This window comes from Spirulina sp. LEGE 11439 (assembly GCF_059821285.1).
In genome coordinates this window covers 1-17,983 of the sequence record NZ_JCAMRX010000030.1, presented here as the reverse complement: position 1 = coordinate 17,983, position 17,983 = coordinate 1, and the positions used below count along the sequence as shown (strand labels likewise).

Below are 17,983 nucleotides of genomic sequence, written 5' to 3'. Positions count from 1 at the left end.
CCGCTCAACCTGCATAACTGGCATTACTCTTGCGATATATCAGTCCTGACATACCAACTGGATCTTCACCTTGAACTGGGTCGCCAGCCAGCAATCCCCAGCCTGGTATTTGAGCTTCCAAGTTTTGGATAAGATTGTCAAATCCACCTTCTTCTGTGGCTTCTTCTACCTCTTTTGGGTATATCGTAACGATTTTTCCGGCTTGTTCCCCAGTCATTTCCCCATGATGCGCCACAATTTTATGTATGTAATTTTGTGCCTTTAGAAACGGTAACAATGTTGTCGTCGCAGTTGCCATTGATGCCTCGTTTATGCTGAGATGCAACTTATATCCTGTTTTGGGAAGATTGCTGAAACTTCGCGGAGCATATTCAATAAATGTTCTATCTGGCGCGTATCCCTCAACATCAAGATAGTTCGCACCGCTCTGATATAAAGGCAGAGCATATTCTGCAATATCGATAGCTTGACTGTACGTTTTGCCCGCGAATTGTTTATTCCATCCATCGCGCCACTTAAATATCATCATTTGTGGTGCGTTCTGGAAATAACCGGTAATACCTTGAATGATGTTTCTTTCATGTTGCAGTTGTATGTCAACTTGACCCATTAAGATAGTATGTAGGCTTGGTGCGATATCTGGATTGTTTTGCAAGTTTTGACTCAAGGTTTCAATTTCCCCTAGCCATTGATTGGCTGTATCTGCAAATTTTTGACAACCTGTGTCTTCATGTCGATCTATAAATGTATTTTCTATCCTATGGTTATACTCTTTGATTTGATTTACCAATCCCCCTACATCCATAGCCAGTATCTGCTCTTGGTCATTGGGAGCCTCTTTACCTAGGGAAGGATCTTGAAAAATGGCATCTGAGATTGAATCGTAATCGAACTTGCCTTGTATCTGTAGCTGTGTTCGCTTGCACTGAATCTGACGGTTTCCCCAACCTACATTTTTTACGTTCGGTTTCTCTTGGGATTCATTGCGTTGAACCGCTCCAGCATTCTGCTGCACCACATGAGTTAACTCATGAGCTATCAATTCTTGACCTCCTCGACTCTCCGGCTGATACGCTCCCTGTCGAAAAAATACATCCTGTCCTGTCGTAAATGCCTTCGCTTGAATTGACTGATTCAAGCGATCCGATCGCGCATCCGTATGAACTCGCACCCTGCTAAAATCAGCACTCATTGCCTGCCCCATCGACTGTTGCAGCCCTGTTTCTAAGGGCTGTCCGCTTCCCTTAGCTTGATTAATAGACGATTCTAATTCTGATGATGCCGCTTCCCTAGCGACAGTTTCTTTCATTCGTAGCACAAATTTCATCTGCAATTCATCATCTTCTGGGGTCTTCTGTTTTGCTATTGCTGACTGCTGCACAGTATTGGTTGCAGGAGAATTAATGTGTTGAACCACATCCTTTGCCATCCGATCGGCTTCTTGCTCGTACTTATCATTTGGTTCGCCGATCGCCAATTTTGCTTGCACTGCTGCCGCATCTCGAAGCCATTCCAACGGATTCGGCATCCCGCTTCCTCCCGGTTTCCATTCTGGGAGTTCTTTTTTAGGTTTCTTTGCCGCTTTAGGCTGAATGACAAGAGGTGGAGCAAACCGAGATTTTTTCGGATTTTGCTGTTGCGAGTAACCTCGATACTGATGAATACGTTCCATAATCGCACCAAGAATAAGGTTTTGCGATAATCTTGCACGGTCTCTTTTAACAACCAATTCTTAATAATACAATAAACTTTAGCGATGTTCTCTCCTGATAGAATCTTTAATCTGTCGGGAGAGAAGGTCGCATGGATTCCGTGGGATCTGTTTGGGGAATCTCCACATACTTTCAATTAACGTTATTCTAGGGAATTCTCCTCCTTGAGCAATGCGGAAGAGAGGGAAGATGTCAATAAGGATGCGTCATAATGGATTTACGGTCGAAATTTTTAATCCCATGTCCAAAATCGTCGTTGGTTTATCAGGAGGCGTTGACAGTTCTGCTGCTGCGGCTGTTCTCCATCATCAAGGTTATGAAGTCATCGGTTTGACCCTTTGGTTAATGAAAGGGAAAGGTCAGTGCTGTTCGGAAGGAATGGTTGATGCGGCGGCGATCTGCGAGCAATTGGGCATTTCCCACCATATCGTTGATACGCGGGATCTCTTCCAAACTCAGATTGTCGATTATCTCGTTTCCGGGTACGAGTCGGGAGTGACACCGCTTCCTTGTTCTCAATGCAACCGGACGGTAAAATTTGCGCCAATGTTGCAATATGCTCAAGAAAAATGGGGATGCGATCGCATTGCTACGGGTCATTATGCCCGCATCCGTTACGATGAAACCACAGGACGCTATCAACTTTTGCGAGCGATCGATCTCAACAAAGATCAATCTTATTTTCTCTACGATCTGACTCAAGAATTATTAGCGGGATCTGTCTTTCCTCTCGGAGAAACCACCAAAGAGGAAACCCGACGGATCGCCGCACAATACGATCTGAGAACGGCTGATAAACCGGAAAGTCAAGATTTGTGCTTGGTTGAATCTCACGGTTCGATGCAAAGTTTTCTCGATCGATATATCCAGCAAAAAGAAGGCGATATCATCGATAGTCATGGCAAAGTTTTGGGCAAACACCAAGGTATTCATCATTACACCATCGGTCAGCGTAAAGGTTTGGGGGTTTCTGCTCCAGATCCACTCTATGTGATGAAGTTAGATACCGTCATGAATCAAGTTGTTGTCGGCAGTCGAGAAGAGGCTACGCAAACTGATTGTACGGTGGGGCGCATGAATTGGGTTTCCATCGCCGAACCGTCTGTTCCTTTTCGCACCCATGCACGAGTTCGCTATCGCACGCCGCCAGTCCCTGTTAATGTCTTACCGTTGGGAGATGGACGAGTAAAGTTAGTCTTTGACGAACCTCAGTTTGGCATTACCCCCGGACAGGCTGCCGTTTTATATGAAGGCGATCTGCTTTTGGGGGGAGGAATTATCGAGCGTTTTCATTCCTAAACCAATTTGGTGAGAGCGATCGCATTACTTTAATCGGTATTATCGTGGTAAGTAGTTGGACTTAAATTTTGTTCTCTGTGTAAAGAAGTGTAAATAGGCTATACCCCCTTCTGTTCCCCGTTCCCTGTTCCCTGTTCCCTCCTTTACACTGTTAACTTTGGTATTGTCCAACTACTTATAATTGTGTTTCACAATAAGGTGGAACTGAATTTAAGTACCTTCTAATTCTTTCACTCGCGCTTCTAATTCCGCAATCCGAGTTTGTAAAGGTGCAACCCTTTCTGCAACTTCTGCTTCTGAATATTTATGAGGAATGTGTTGCGGACAATTCCAATCCCATGCCTCTACTTTAATGATAAAACCTCGTTTTACCTCGGCAGGATAATCCGGCATTTTTAACCGTGCGATGATTTCCGGATCGTCAAAAATAACTTTAGCACGTCCCCAAATTTTTAAGCGGCGGCGATTGACATAATCCATCAAAAATAGAAAAATGCGATCGTCAACGGATAAATTTCCGATGGTCAAATACTGACAATTGCCACTAAAACCAGCAAAACCTAATGTCTTTTCATCGAGAACTTTGAGGAATCCAATAGGACCACCACGAAACTGAATATAAGGCCAGCCATTTTCATTCCTCGTCCCAATATAAAAACTATCTCTCGCTTTAATAAATGTTTCTAATTTAGGGATAATTGTGTCATTTTCAGGTCCGCTCGCTTCCATGCGAGCATACATTTCGCGAGAGCCATAACGGTCTTGAAAATCTTTTACAGCAGGAGTAAAGGCAATTTGAGTAAATTTACGAGACATGATTTTGATTATTGGTTATTGGGAACAGAAATGCAGGGAAAAAATTTATTATCCCTGCCAAGAAACTCAAACTAAGCAGTTTGTAATTGAGGCGCATCGATTCCTATCATACCTACAAAACCGGGTAAGGCTTTGACTCGTTCGATCCAAGCGAGAATATGAGGATATGGTTCTAATGAGATTTTACCATCTGCGGCTAAAGCAATGTAGGGAAACATGGCAATATCAGCAATAGTCGGATGTTCAAATTCTAGCCACGATCGCTTCTCTAAATACTCGTTTAATAGAGTCAGGATCGCTTTTGCTTTTTCTGTCGCGCGATCGATGTTAATGCTTTTAACGCCAAATAAGTAATAAAGACGAGCATTTTCTGGTCCTTGGCGTACTTCTCCGGCGGTGGTTGACAGCCAACGGACAATCTGACTTGCAGCGATCGCATCATTGGGAAACCAGTCTTCTCCACCATAACGCCGTGCTAAATAAGCGAGAATAGCTTGCGCGTCTCGAACGATCGTTTCGCCATCGACAAGGACGGGAACCTGTCCAAACGGATTAATTGCCAGAAATGCAGGTTTTTTATGCTCTCCACTCATTAAATCAACGCGAATGACTTCATGTTCCAATCCCAGTAAAGAGAGCAGCAAACGGACTTTGTAGCTATTTCCGGATAGTTCGTGACTGTAGAGTTTCAACATGAGACTATTTCCAAAAAGCGATGTTTTCTGTACCGAACGTTCGGTATGTTTTTAATTTACCGAACGTTCGGTACAATGTCAATAGGTCAAAGAAAAAATTTCCATCCAGAACGTGCAAACTTCCAGAAACGAGGCTATTCAGAAACTTATTAAGGTCTTTCGTACCTATGGTTACGAAGGAACCACTCTCTCGCTGATCTCCAAAATGACAGGGTTGGGACGAGCCAGCCTTTATCACCATTTCCCCAAAGGCAAACAGGAAATGGCAGAAGCGGTATTAGTTCACGTGCATCAAGAATTTGGCGAGATCGTGCTGAAACCTTTACAAAAAGATACAAATCCTCGCGATCGCTTGCGAGGAATGTGTGCGGGGTTAAACCAATTCTACGATCGCGGCCGTGCGGCTTGTTTGATTGCTGTATTTTCCTTGGGAGGGGAGGAAAGCATGTTTCGCGAACCCGTTAAACGCGCCTTGAAGGAGTGGATCGCAAGTTTAGAGAAAGTGTTGAGAGAAGCAGGCTGCGATCGCCCTCGAGAGCGATCGGAAGAAGCAATAATGCAAGTACAAGGAGGATTGATTGTCGCGCAAGTTTTAGGAGAAACTACGACCTTTGAAAAGATGCTCGAACAATTACCCGAACGACTGCTAAGATTAAACTTTTTAGAGATTGCCCATGAAAACCCTTCCCGCTAATGTAACAGCCTACAAAAAAACACCCGTATTTACATCAGAAACTATTCCTCAAGGACTACTCGATCGCCATACAACAAAAGAGGGAAGTTGGGGGAAAATTTGCATTATATCCGGCCAGCTTTGCTATCGAATCTTAACAGACCCTCCAGAAGAACACAGATTATTGCCAACTTTACCGGGAATTATCGAACCTCAAATTCCTCATCAAATCGAAGTTCTCGGATCTGTAGAATTTTATGTAGAATTTTATCAAGAAGCGAAATGATAAACAACAAACAAAAAATTTTCAATTCAATTCTTAATCGCAACAATACGAAGGCGACGATAATCGGCAAACCAAGTATTATCATGATATAGTTTTGGGCGAGATTCTTGTTCGATCTCGCTCAAAATCTCTAAAACTTTCTTTTCTGGAATGCCTGTAAAAAAAGGATGAGCAAACATTCGCAACCAATTTTGCAAACCCGTTTCCGTATCTTTTAGAGGCGTGAAGCGATCGAACAACATTGCCAAACGAACTTCAAACCCTTGTTTTTCCAGCAATCCTGCATATTCACTCACACTGGGAAAATACCAAGGATTGAGGGAAATATTATCAGTATATCCTGCTTGTCTGAGAGCGCTTTCTATCCTGCTGACAATGGTTTCTACATTGCCTTGTCCGCCAAATTCTGCCACAAATCGCCCTTGAGGTTTGAGCGATCGCCACACTCCTTGCACCACTGCTTCTGAGTTTTTCATCCAGTGTAAAGCCGCATTAGAAAAGACCGCATCAAACTGTTCATTAAAAGTTAAACTTTCTCCATCCATGACTTTAAAATGAAGTTGTGGATAAGTTTCTCGTGCCTCTTCAATCATACTTTGAGCGCTATCAACCCCTAAAACTTCCGCGCCGATTTCCGCGATCGCGCGAGTTAAATGTCCCGTCCCGCAACCGAGATCGAGAATCATTTCATCCTGCTTGGGCGCTAATAATTCAATAACATCCTTGCCATAGCGAGCCACAAAATCATGTTCGCGATCGTATAACTTAGCATTCCATAAATTCTTTGTTTGTTCATTCATTGTCTTACGTTATTGCTTATTAGTTATTGGTTATTAGTTGGCAAACTGGTGAGATAGTCACGGTTCTCTGTTCCCTAATAACGGGTGACGAGTGAAATGGTAACGAGTGACTGACATGCACCAAAGGCCAGAAAATAAGTTAAAGTGAATAAGATTATCTGCTTTTTTGTTCTGGGTTCGCGCAATTCCAACAAAAATTAATCTCTTCTCTTTCATACCTCATCTATATTTTCACCGGAATCATGTTTGATGCCATCATTATCGGGATCTTCGTCATTGCCGTTGCTGGAGTCGGTTACGAAGCGATCGATCTACTCCCTCCTGAAGTCCTCTTCCAAGTCACCAATGTCGAAGCCGTTCGCTTTATTATTGCGGGTTTTGGTGCGATTGTTGGCTTAGCCTTGGGTTTAACTGCACAAACCACTTATCGCCGCGTAGAGGCTCGAGTGCGTCGCCAACCCGTGGAAATTATTTTAACCAGAGCCGTAGGTTTGGTGTTGGGTTTATTGTTGGCCAATCTCGTACTTGCCCCTATCTTTTTATTTCCTATACCAAAGGAGTTCGTTTTTGTCAAGCCAACTTTTGCAATATTAGCCAGCGTCATGTTTTCTGTGTTGGGAGTTGGTCTTGCGGATACTCACGGACGCACTTTTTTAAGATTAATTAATCCCGATAGTATTGAAAGTTTATTGATCGCAGAAGGGACTCTTAAACCCGCTTCTGGCAAAATTTTAGATACCAGTTGTATTATTGACGGACGTTTTGAAGAATTATTAAAAACCGGATTTATTGAAGGACAAATTATTATTCCTCAATTTATCTTGCAGGAATTACAGCTTTTAGCAGATGCGTCCAACGATCGCAAAAGAACTCGAGGACGAAGAGGTTTAGATATTCTCAACCAAATGCAAGAACGATATCCCGATCGCATTGTCGTGAACTCGGAAGATTACGAAGAAATCAATACTGTAGACGCGAAATTAGTGCGCTTTACCCGAGAAGTAAACGGCATTCTCGTTACCAATGACTATAATCTTAGCAAAGTTGCCAACTTACAAAAAGTTCCCGTTTTGAACATTAACGATCTAGCGCGATCGCTGCGTCCGATTTATCTCCCCGGGGATGTTTTAGAAATTAAAATTATCAGACCGGGTAAAGAGCCAGAACAAGGAATCGGTTATCTCGAAGATGGTACGATGGTAGTTGTCGAAGAAAGCAACAAGCATATTGGCAGCGAAGTTCGCGCTTTAGTCACCTCTGCATTGCAAACTTCCGCAGGCCGCATGATTTTCGCCAAACTCGACACCCAAGAAGGAGAATCAGAGAACAAGGGAATCCGCAACAAGAAAAACTTAACCGCAAATTCCTAAGCGAGAAATAGGGTTATCCGCATTCCTGAGGGGGGAAATTCCTACGCCATAATGAGCAAGAATCATCGACAATAAATTTTACGTTACTGCCATTTACGATTTAGAGACATTATGACAACCGTACTCGAACAAGGCAATATTACAATCCATACCGAGAATATTTTTCCCATTATCAAGAAGTCTCTCTATACCGATCATGAGATTTTCTTGCGGGAATTGATCTCGAATAGCGTGGACGCGATCGCCAAACTGAAGATGGTGTCCTATGCGGGAGAAGTGGATGGGGAATTACCAGAACCGCAAATTGAGATTAAGGTTGATAGCGAGAAAAAAACCCTCTCAGTGTCCGATAATGGCATCGGGATGACCGCAGAAGAAGTCAAAAAATATATTAACCAAGTTGCATTTTCCAGTGCTGAAGAATTCGTCGAGAAATACCAAAAAGACCCCAATCAACAAATTATCGGGCATTTTGGTTTAGGCTTCTATTCTAGCTTTATGGTGGCAAAACTGGTAGAGATCGATACCCTTTCTCATCGTACAGGTTCTCAAGCCGTACACTGGTCTTGCGATGGTTCTCCTGCATTTGAATTAACAGAATCGACTCGCACGGAACCGGGAACAACCATTACCTTGACGATGATGGATGAGGAAGTCGAGTATGTGGAAGAAGCGCGGATCAAACAATTAATTAAAACTTACTGTGATTTTATGCCCGTTTCAATTAAATTGGGCGAAGAACAGATCAATAAACAAAAAGCGCCTTGGAAAGAATCGCCCCAAAATCTCACGGATGAAGATTATTTGGAATTCTATCGTTATCTTTATCCTTTCCAAGAAGAACCTCTGCTTTGGGTTCACCTCAATACTGACTATCCTTTTGTTTTGAATGGGATTCTTTATTTTCCCGCCATTAAACCGGATGTTGATGTCAATAAAGGGCAAATTAAACTCTATAGCAATCAGGTTTTTGTTAGCGATCGCTGCGATGAAATCATCCCAGAATTCTTGCGACCTCTGCGTGGAGTCATAGATAGTACAGATATTCCGCTTAACGTCTCTCGCAGTTCCTTAACCAACGATCGCACCGTTCGCCGCATTACCGATTTTATCTCGAAGAAGATTGGCGATCGCCTCAAAGCGATGTATCGGGACGATCGTAAAGAGTATGTCCGTTGTTGGGAGGATGTGGGAACATTTGTCAAGTTCGGTTCTCTCAAGGACGAAAAATTCAAGAAGCAAGTTGAGGAAATTATTATCTTCAAAACGACTTTTACCGATCAAAAAGCAGAAGATGCACCCAAAGTTGAAGTTCAAGCAGAAGAGGGAGATGCTTGGCAAGATACCGAGGAAGTCGCAGGAAACGATGGTTACACCACATTAAAAGATTACTTAGATCGGAATAAGGAAAAACACGAAAATCGCGTGTTTTACTGTACCGATACGGGTTCCCAAGCGACTTATGTGGAACTGTACAAAAATCAAGGTTTAGAAGTCCTCTTTATGGACTCTTTCATCGATACGAATTACTTTATTCCTTTCCTCGAACGGGAATACACGGATGTGAAGTTCTCGCGAGTTGATTCGGATCTGGATAATACTTTGATTGAGGAAGAAAATTCAGAAATTGTCGATCCGAAGACCAATAAAACTCGCAGTGAATTGGTAAAAGAACTGTTTGAGAAAGCGTTGGCTGACGAGAAAATCACCATTCAGACTAAATCTCTCAAATCTGACGATCCTCAAGGGACTCCTCCTGCAATGGTGATCGTACCGGAAGAGATGCGACGCATTCAAGAAATGACGGCGTTGCTGCAACAAAAAGCCGTTGATTTCCCCGATATGCACACTTTATTGGTGAATGTGGCTCACCCGATGGTCCAAAATTTAGTGAATCTTTCTCAGGGTGCGGTTATCGGTGGAGAAGGAACTTCTAAAACAGGAGAATTGGTGAATCAAATGTGTCAGCATATTTACGATCTGGCTTTGATTTCGCAAAAGCCTTTTGATGCGGATAATATGAAGGTATTTATCGAGCGATCGAACACCTTATTAACTCAGGTTACAGAGCGTTTGTAAAGTTGTATAAAGTTTACGTTTTGTAAATGAATGGGGTGCAATCTTGCACCCTTTTGTTAATAAAAAAATCATCAATTTACTCTCGCTATTATAGAATTATCTTTCGTGTTTTATCTTTAGCGATCGCTACCCAACACCATGCAAATTCGTCAAACCGAGCTAGAAATTCCTTTAGACGATCCTTTCCAAAATGATGCTTTAAATCGGAAGGAGTTAGAACCTCCTCTGACACAGTTTATTAACCAATCTTCAGGCTCTTTTGTTCTTGCATTAGATGGTTCTTGGGGTTCGGGTAAAACAACTTTTCTCAAAATGTGGCAAGTTAAACTGGCTCGAGAGGGTCATGCTTGTCTCTATCTTAATGCTTGGGAAACAGACTTTACTCAAGAACCTCTTGTTGCAGTGATTGGAGAATTATCAAATGCTATTGAAGAATTTGCTAGAGAAAAAGGGGAGAAGGGAAATAATTTACGGAAGCAGATGAAGAAAGCTCGAGAAATAGCTGGAGACATTGCTAAACGAGCTATTCCTGTAGCCGCAAAACTCGCTACTATGGGTATAATTGACACTGACATTATAACAGAAAAAATAGCTGCTGACTTCGCATCAGAAATTGTAGAAGATCGGATTAAGGACTATGAAAATGGTAAATCTGAAATCGAAGAGTTTAAAAAAGCACTCATTTCTTTGGCTGACGAAGTAGAAAATTTAAACCCAGAGAAATCGAGTAAAGTTGTAGTCATAATCGACGAGCTAGATCGCTGTCGTCCTACCTATGCAGTACAGCTTTTGGAACGCATCAAACATTTATTTTCCGTACCGGGAATTTTTTTATCCTTGGTGTAGACCGCTCTCAGCTTAATCATTCAATACGAGCAATTTATGGTTCGGATTTTGATGCACAAGGATATTTAAGACGCTTTATTGATCTAGATTATCGACTACCAGAACCCAAAGCAGGAGATTATTGTTTGTACCTATTTAAATGTTTTGGTATTGAAAAATTGATAAAAAAACTTGACGGGTTAAATCAAAACAAAATGTTTTATTTAGAGCTTGTTTTAGGAGGGTTGATGTATTTTGCGGGAATGAGTTTGAGGCAACAGGAACCAATAGTAGCAAGATTAAGGATTGTATTGCAAACGATCCGAGTCGATCTACATGAAAAGATGAACCAACTGTAAAGAAAGCTCAAAGTATTATTTGTGTTGTTGACAATCTTAAAGATAGCAGAAATAGAACAATAATATTTAAGTTGACAGCAAAACAGCTAGAACTAACTTATAACTTCATATCGTATAATGAGTAAAATAGTAATCCAGTAAGATGCGTTAGCGATAGCGTAACGTATCCCAACTAAAATCAGAATTCATCAAAGGAAAAATAAATGTTAGATATTAGCTTCTACAATCCCGAAAAAGAAGAGTATGTCAAACAAACCTATCGATTACAAAAATTACATGAAATTCTCCGATATTTAGAAAATGAGAAATTTACAGATTTAATCTTGGATTGAATTTCAGGAGGATTTGCGATCGCTTCATCTAACAAAAATAAATTTGGATTGACATGGAAAAACTTACCTAAATGGCATAGCGATCGCCCCATAGAATAAGCGATTTTACAACCCGTTCCCATTATATCGGGATCGCACTTTGATCTGGGAGTAGTAGGTCAAATTCCTCAATTAGAAAGATTTATCGAGGGAATTTGATAAAATTCTTGAAAGCATCAATTGTTATTTATAGCACCACGATATAACGGTTCTCAAATAGATGGAGTACAGTTCAATCGAGTAAAGACAAGGCTTTTGGGTGCTGTTGATGTACCTCGGTAAATCGAGAAACGCTATAGTTGATTAAGACATATTTTTCTCTTCGTGTTTCTCTGTGACTCTGTGGTTCATTTTCTTCATGTCCTCACGGATTTGCTGCTATATTCACAACGAATAACCAATCATCAATAACCAATAACTCATAAATGAAAGTGTTTTCACCCTCGAATGCCGGCATTATCTATGCGTTTTTAGCTTACGGATTCTGGGGACTGTTGCCAATTTATTTAAAATTCTTCGAGGGCGTGCCAGCCGTTGAAGTGCTTTGCCATCGCATTATTTGGTCTGCCCTACTATTAGCGATCGCTCTCATCTTCCAACAGCGATTAGTAGAACTCAAGCAACTGATGCGATCGCCGCGACTGCTCGTCACTTTGCTTTTAACGGCATTGTTACTCTCCTGTAATTGGGGTATGTATATTTACGGCGTGAATAGCGATCGCGTGATCGAGTGCAGCCTCGGTTATTTTATTAATCCCTTATTTACCGTTCTTTTAGGCTTCGTTTTTCTCAGGGAAAAATTGAGCCTGTGGCAGATCGTCGCTGTGGGATTAGCCGCACTGGGGGTCGGGAATTTTATTTGGGAGTTTGGGCAAGTGCCTTGGATTGCCTTTGCTTTAGCATTTAGCTTTGGATTATATGGCTTATTGCGGAAAGTGACAGTAGTGCAACCGATGGCGGGATTAGCTGTGGAAACCCTGTTAATGACCCCCATCGCCCTCGCGTTAACGGGACATTGGGCGATCGCGCGATCGGGTTATTTTGGCAGTAGTTGGCTGTTGAGTATTTTATTCATCGGCTGCGGAGCGATCACTTCACTCCCTTTACTTTGGTTTAACAATGCGGCCAGACGCTTGCAGCTTTCAACCTTAGGACTCATGCAATATATCGCTCCCAGCTTACAATTAATTTGTGGGGTTTTTCTCTACCAAGAACCTTTTACTTACACCCATCTTATTTCCTTTAGCTTGATTTGGCTGGCACTGGCGATTTATTCGGGAAATTCACTAACAACAAATAACAAATAACAAATAACAAATAATATTCTTTGCTCGCTAAAATTCAGTTATGGCAGCAATAATATTGGCAATAATAATGAAAATCGGAGAGCTGCTTAAGAAAAAGACATGAAAGAACCTCGATCTTTCTTTGTAAAATGTGAAGAAGATCGAAAATTGTTAAAATCACTGAAGAATGCCATTCAGATTTCCCTTTGCTCAATGGTTTAAAACAGCCCCCAAACTCTCCCTCTATTGGATTCTCAGCGTTCCCTTTGCGCTACAGATGACGATCGCAGTTGGATTGGTTGGCTTTTTAGGCCTACAGCAAGGCGAGAAAGCCGTCGATCGCCTAGCAGAAGCTCTGATTGCAGAAGCCAGCGATCGCGTTCGTGAAAACCTCGATTTGTATCTCAATCCCCCTCAATTCCTCCAACAAATTTATCGCTCGAATCTGCGTAGCGGACTATTAAACCTCGAAGATTTTACAACCCTCGAACAATATTTTTGGTATCAACTGCAAGAAAGCAACACGATCGAAAGTTTGGCTTTTGCGAACGAAAAAGGAGAATATCTCAGCATTGAACGCAAACAGGATACCCCTAACGCCTCCCCCGACCATCGCACCTTTCGTACCACCCTTCGCACCCTACAAACCCCTCCCCAGTTACGCAGCTATCTCGCCATTCGACCAGGCGATCGCGCAGAACTCCTCGACCTGCCCGAATTCGATCCCCAGACTCTCCCTTGGTATGAAGCTGCCAAACAAGCTAAAACCAGCATTTGGAGTTCTCCAGCCTCGTCCCGAGAATCACCTCACTTAACCCTCAAAGCCGCCCTGCCCATCTATAACGAAACGGGATTTTCTGGCGCGATCGCTACGGAAATTTCCCTACATCCCCTCAATAAACTGCTGCGCCAACTCAACTTGGGTCAAACAGGGAAGGCCTATATTCTCGATCGCGATCGCCAGATTATCGCCACCTCAACCCCCGAACTTCCCATCACCCTGACCCCCCAAGGACAAAAACGCCTCAATACCACCAATAGCCGCGATCTAGCTCTACAACACATTGGCGAAAAACTCTTACCGCGTTGGGAAAATATTACCGCGCCAGAACATCTAATCCTCACTTTAAACAGAGAAAAACAATACCTGCGAATCGTGCCGTTTCAAGCAGAAAACGGCTTAGAATGGCTCATCGTTGCGATCATCCCTCGCAGCGAATTTATGGGCGCTATTCATGCCAGTCGGCGCAAGACGATCGTAATCGGCATTGTTGCTGTCGGAGGCGTTGCCCTTTTAGGAGCCGTCATCGCTCTCTTAATTCGACGTTCCTTATCCTCCTTGCAAGCCGCCAGTCGCACCCTCGCCCGAGGAGACATGAAAAGCGAGATCGCCTCTACCTCTGCAAGAGGGATTCACGAATTAGAGACGCTCCATCATTCCTTTGCAGCTTTAGTCGAATGGGTCCAAATTTCCTTTAGCCAACTTGAAGAAACCAACGAAACCCTACAGACCCGCGTTGAAGTCAACCAAGATAAACTAAGACTGTTAAAACGCGCCGTAGAAGCCTCCAGTAACGGCATTTCCATTTGCGACCTGCGCGGACGAGGCAGCGATTTTCCCATTATCTATGCAAATCCAGCGTTTGAAACCATTACGGGTTATCGAGAAATTGAAGTGTTAGGGCAGAATTTCTTATCGTTTCAAGGGCAAGCCTCCGAACAACTCGAACTCGAAACCTTAAAAGTCGCTTTGCAACAACAGCAAACCTGTCGGGTAATTCTGCGAAACTTGCGTAAAGATGGCACATTATATTGGAATGATATCGCTGTTGCCCCCGTGCGCGATCGCGACAATCTCGTCACCCACTTTATCGCGATCCAGTCTGACATTAGCGAACGTCAAGAAACTCTCGAAAATTTTCAACACCAACTCGATCGCATTTTACTCTTCAAGCATATTACCGAAGACATTCGCGCCAGTTTGGATCTCGAAGAAATCTTTACCACCGCCGCCGAACAAATCGGCAAATTTCTTCGCGTCTCGCGCTGTCATATTATGACAAAACAATCACCCATTCATCCGTCACCCATCACCCGCGATGCTCTGAGCTTGTCGAAGAATCACCCATCATCCGTCACTTCTCCATCTTTGATTCCTCCTCTCGATCGCGGAGAGGTCAACTCACAACCAGTCTTGCAACTCGTTGCCGAATACGTCGTTCCGGGTTATGTTGTTTGCGCTCCTCTGGAAATTCCCGTGGCGGGGAATATCCACGCTCAAACAGTCTTAGACCAAGATGCAGCAGTCGTTTCTCCTGATGTCTACATCGATCCTCGACTCCAAGGAATGCAACCCTTGTGCCGTCAGATGGAACTTAAATCGATGGTTGTCGTGCGAACCTCCTATCACGGAGAAGCGAATGGCTCCATCGCCGTCCATCAATGCGATCGCTTTCGTCAGTGGAGTGAAGATGACATCGAACTCCTCGAATCTTTAGCCGCAACCGTAGGAATCGCGATCGCTCAAGCCACTTTTCTTAAACAAGAAAAACAACAGCGTTTGGAACTCGATCGGCAAAACCGACAACTACAACGAGAAATTCAAGAACGACAAAAAATTGAAGAGGATCTGCGCGCTTCCCGAGAGCGTCTGGCTTTTCTGGTGGAACAAACCCCCATCGGAATTATGGAATGGAAACCCAATGGTGAGATCGTGGCGTGGAATTCCGCCGCCGAGATGATTTTTGGTTATCGCAAAGAAGAAATGTTAGGACGCTTTGGTTTTGAGTTACTCATTCCTCCAGAAATTCAGCAACATACCAACCAAATTATTGCCGACATTCTCCAACAACAGGGGGGGACTTGCAGTATCAATGAAAATCGGACTAAAGATGGGAAAGCGATCGTCTGCGAATGGCACAATACTAAATTGGTAGACGGTCGCGGTAACGTCATTGGTTTGGCCTCGATGGTGGTTGATATTACCGCCCGCAAACAGGCTGAGGAAGCTCTCAAAGAGCGCGAGGCACGCTTTCGCGCCATTTTTGAAAATTCCGGACTGGGCATTAGTTTAACACGCTTAGATGGCGTAATTATCGATAGCAATCCGGCCTTGGAAAAACTCCTCGGTTACTCGAGACAACAGTTGCTGCAACTGTATCCTGTTGATTATATTCACCCCGACGATCGCAACATTGATAAACGGAAATGGGAGGAACTCATTGCCGGAAAGCGAGAGAACTATCAAGTTGAAAAGCGCTACATTCGTCAAGATGGCAGTACGATTTGGGTGCGGCTGACTCCTTGCGCCATCGAAGACAAAGGACGGGTAGACTATACTTTCTGCACCATCGAAGATATTGACGAACGCAAACAAGCCGAACTTGCTCTACAAGAAGCCAAAGAAGCTGCAGAGGCCGCCAACACCGCTAAAAGCCAGTTTCTCGCCAATATGAGCCACGAACTCCGCACCCCCCTCAATGCCATTATTGGCTTTACCCAAGTCATGGAACGCGATCGCTCTCTCTCGTCAGAACAACAAGAATACTTGGGTATCATTAACCGCAGTGGAGAACATCTTCTCGACCTGATCGATGAAATTCTCGACCTCGCTAAAATTGAGGCGGGTCATATCAGTCTCAATGAAGAAAGTTTCGATCTCTATGGCCTCCTCGATACCATTGAAGAGATGTTACATCTCAAGGCCGATGCGAAGAATTTACACTTGATTTGCGATCGCGCTGAGAATCTGCCTCAATATCTCATCGGCGACCAAGGCAAACTTCGTCAAGTGCTTATCAATCTTCTCAATAATGCCATGAAGTTTACCCATCAGGGCAGTATTACTTTATCAGTCACCAGTCACCAGTCACCAGTCACCAGTTATCCAACAACCAACAACCAACAACCAACAACCAACATTACGTTTGCCGTTGAAGATACGGGAGATGGTATCGACGAGTCAGAATTTGAAAGTCTTTTTGCCGCTTTTGAACAAACCCAAACCGGCAGACAGGCTCAAACCGGGACGGGGTTGGGACTGCCAATTTCTCGCAAGTTCGTGCAAATGATGGGGGGCGATATTAATGTGAGGAGTACCGTGGGACAAGGTTCAACATTTTTGTTTACTCTACCGTTTCAAACCACGGATATTGTCGAAACTCTTCCTCGCCAACGACAAGCGAAAGTCTTGGGATTAGCGTCCTCTCGCACCTATCGCATTCTCGTGGTTGACGATCGCTTAGAAAATCGGCAATTGATGCTCAAGCTCTTACAAACTGTTGGGTTTGAAGTCCGAGATGCTGCCAATGGCCAAGAAGCGATCGCCATTTGGGAATCTTGGAGTCCCCATTTAATTTGGATGGATATGCGAATGCCGGTTATGGATGGGTATGAAGCCACTAAGCGTATTAAAGCAACCGTCAAGGGTCAAGCTACCGCCATCCTCGCCCTGACGGCCAGTGCTTTTGAAGAACAACGCGCCATCGTCTTGTCGGCAGGTTGCGATGATTTCGTTCGCAAACCTTTTCAAGAGTCAATTATTTTTGAAAAAATGGAACAATATTTAGGTGTGGAATATATTTATGAAGAACAAGGCGATCGAGAGATGGAGGCAGCACCACAAGAGTCTCAATCTTGTTCGACTCCCCTCGTTCTCGCTCAAGATATGTCCCGAGAGTGGTTAAATACTTTAGAACAAGCAGCCATTCAAGCAAGCGGTAATGCGATCGCCCAACTTTGCGAACAACTCCCCGAATCTCACCGAGATTTACGTCGTGCTTTGATGAATTGGGTTGATAATTTCCGCTTTGATAAAATTACAGATTTAACCGAAACCATTCGAGACAGCGATCGAGAGTTATAGAAAACTATTGTATGATTATAGATGACTCTTAAGACGCGATCGCATTAGTTTTACTTTGAATAAATTACGTCCCAATTGAGAATTTGTTTGTGAAGCATATGCGATCGCTGTTTTTCGATATCAAGCAATTAAGCGAAAAAAGCTGAAATAATAAGATTTGCTATTAAATAATTAAAGATAGTCTAAAAATCAAAATCGCAGATTTCTTGTAAAACTATTTTTTGTTTTTTAGTCAGTTCATAAAGTTCAGGTATTTTGATTCTTTTTCTATGCTTACCATCTTTATCATAGGGCTTGCTGAAAAGAGCGGGAAGGATTGCAATCGAAGGCTGAGAGAAGCCAAAAAATGGATAAAATGCAAGAAAAAGGTGTAAAATCGAGGAAATCTCTTGCACCAGCCCGAAGAAAATGTACCGAAAAGTAGAGAAAGCAGAAAGTAGCGAAGAGAAATCCCCTCTCCTTATTTGTTGATCTTCATGAAAAACCTATTAGTAACCTAAGTACAGGACAAAAATTGGAGAGAGTCAAGAAAAGCATCAAACTTGTGG

General features: G+C 43.1%; 14 protein-coding genes. 9 read left to right on the top strand and 5 right to left on the bottom strand.

From position 1 onward, the window contains the following. Positions 1-4: 4 nt before the first annotated feature. Complete coding sequence (locus AC6RV6_RS18675; RefSeq protein WP_500242389.1) at positions 5-1,672, bottom strand: eCIS core domain-containing protein; 1,668 nt, start codon at positions 1,670-1,672, stop codon at positions 5-7. A gap of 280 nt (positions 1,673-1,952) precedes the next feature. Between AC6RV6_RS18675 and mnmA the strand changes: the two genes are divergently transcribed. Then, positions 1,953-3,011 (top strand): tRNA 2-thiouridine(34) synthase MnmA, encoded by a 1,059-nt coding sequence (mnmA, locus tag AC6RV6_RS18670; RefSeq protein ID WP_500242388.1) that lies wholly within the window; start codon positions 1,953-1,955, stop codon positions 3,009-3,011. Positions 3,012-3,221: 210 nt separating this feature from the next. On the opposite strand, the gene AC6RV6_RS18665 is transcribed toward mnmA, so the two are convergent. Next, positions 3,222-3,827 (bottom strand): pyridoxamine 5'-phosphate oxidase family protein, encoded by a 606-nt coding sequence (locus AC6RV6_RS18665; RefSeq protein ID WP_500242387.1) that lies wholly within the window; start codon positions 3,825-3,827, stop codon positions 3,222-3,224. A 71-nt stretch (positions 3,828-3,898) separates the two neighbouring features. Further along, positions 3,899-4,522, bottom strand: coding sequence for a glutathione S-transferase family protein (locus AC6RV6_RS18660; RefSeq protein ID WP_500242386.1), 624 nt, complete (start codon positions 4,520-4,522; stop codon positions 3,899-3,901). A 112-nt stretch (positions 4,523-4,634) separates the two neighbouring features. Between AC6RV6_RS18660 and AC6RV6_RS18655 the strand changes: the two genes are divergently transcribed. Then, entirely contained in the window at positions 4,635-5,216 is a 582-nt protein-coding gene (locus AC6RV6_RS18655; RefSeq protein ID WP_500242385.1) for a TetR/AcrR family transcriptional regulator, read from the top strand. Further along, positions 5,197-5,481, top strand: coding sequence for a TehB family protein (locus AC6RV6_RS18650; protein WP_500242384.1), 285 nt, complete (start codon positions 5,197-5,199; stop codon positions 5,479-5,481). Before AC6RV6_RS18655 ends, AC6RV6_RS18650 begins: the two co-directional genes overlap by 20 nt. Before the next feature lie 26 nt (positions 5,482-5,507). Here the strand turns inward: AC6RV6_RS18650 and AC6RV6_RS18645 are convergent, their stop codons facing one another. Then, on the bottom strand, positions 5,508-6,281 hold the full coding sequence (locus AC6RV6_RS18645) for a class I SAM-dependent methyltransferase (RefSeq protein WP_500242383.1): 774 nt from the start codon (positions 6,279-6,281) through the stop codon (positions 5,508-5,510). 242 nt (positions 6,282-6,523) lie between these two features. On the opposite strand from AC6RV6_RS18645, the gene AC6RV6_RS18640 reads away from it, so the two are divergent. The 6 genes from AC6RV6_RS18640 (at position 6,524) to AC6RV6_RS18615 (ending at position 17,435) form a co-directional block, all read left to right on the top strand. Beyond that, the gene (locus tag AC6RV6_RS18640; RefSeq protein WP_500242382.1) at positions 6,524-7,651 is read left to right on the top strand and encodes a PIN/TRAM domain-containing protein; all 1,128 of its coding nucleotides are present in this window, start codon (positions 6,524-6,526) and stop codon (positions 7,649-7,651) included. A gap of 111 nt (positions 7,652-7,762) precedes the next feature. Beyond that, positions 7,763-9,730, top strand: a complete 1,968-nt coding sequence (gene htpG, locus AC6RV6_RS18635; RefSeq protein ID WP_500242381.1) for a molecular chaperone HtpG — start codon at positions 7,763-7,765, stop codon at positions 9,728-9,730. 138 nt (positions 9,731-9,868) lie between these two features. After that, on the top strand, positions 9,869-10,576 hold the full coding sequence (locus AC6RV6_RS18630; protein WP_500242380.1) for a KAP family P-loop NTPase fold protein: 708 nt from the start codon (positions 9,869-9,871) through the stop codon (positions 10,574-10,576). Positions 10,577-11,117: 541 nt separating this feature from the next. Further along, on the top strand, positions 11,118-11,246 hold the full coding sequence (locus AC6RV6_RS18625) for a hypothetical protein (protein WP_500242379.1): 129 nt from the start codon (positions 11,118-11,120) through the stop codon (positions 11,244-11,246). A 464-nt stretch (positions 11,247-11,710) separates the two neighbouring features. Beyond that, on the top strand, positions 11,711-12,592 hold the full coding sequence (gene rarD, locus AC6RV6_RS18620) for an EamA family transporter RarD (protein ID WP_500242378.1): 882 nt from the start codon (positions 11,711-11,713) through the stop codon (positions 12,590-12,592). A gap of 166 nt (positions 12,593-12,758) precedes the next feature. Further along, positions 12,759-17,435, top strand: a complete 4,677-nt coding sequence (locus tag AC6RV6_RS18615) for a PAS domain S-box protein (RefSeq protein ID WP_500242377.1) — start codon at positions 12,759-12,761, stop codon at positions 17,433-17,435. Between the two features lie 182 nt (positions 17,436-17,617). Here AC6RV6_RS18615 and AC6RV6_RS18610 read toward each other — a convergent pair whose 3' ends face one another. After that, positions 17,618-17,830, bottom strand: a complete 213-nt coding sequence (locus AC6RV6_RS18610; RefSeq protein WP_500242376.1) for a hypothetical protein — start codon at positions 17,828-17,830, stop codon at positions 17,618-17,620. Positions 17,831-17,983: the final 153 nt, after the last annotated feature.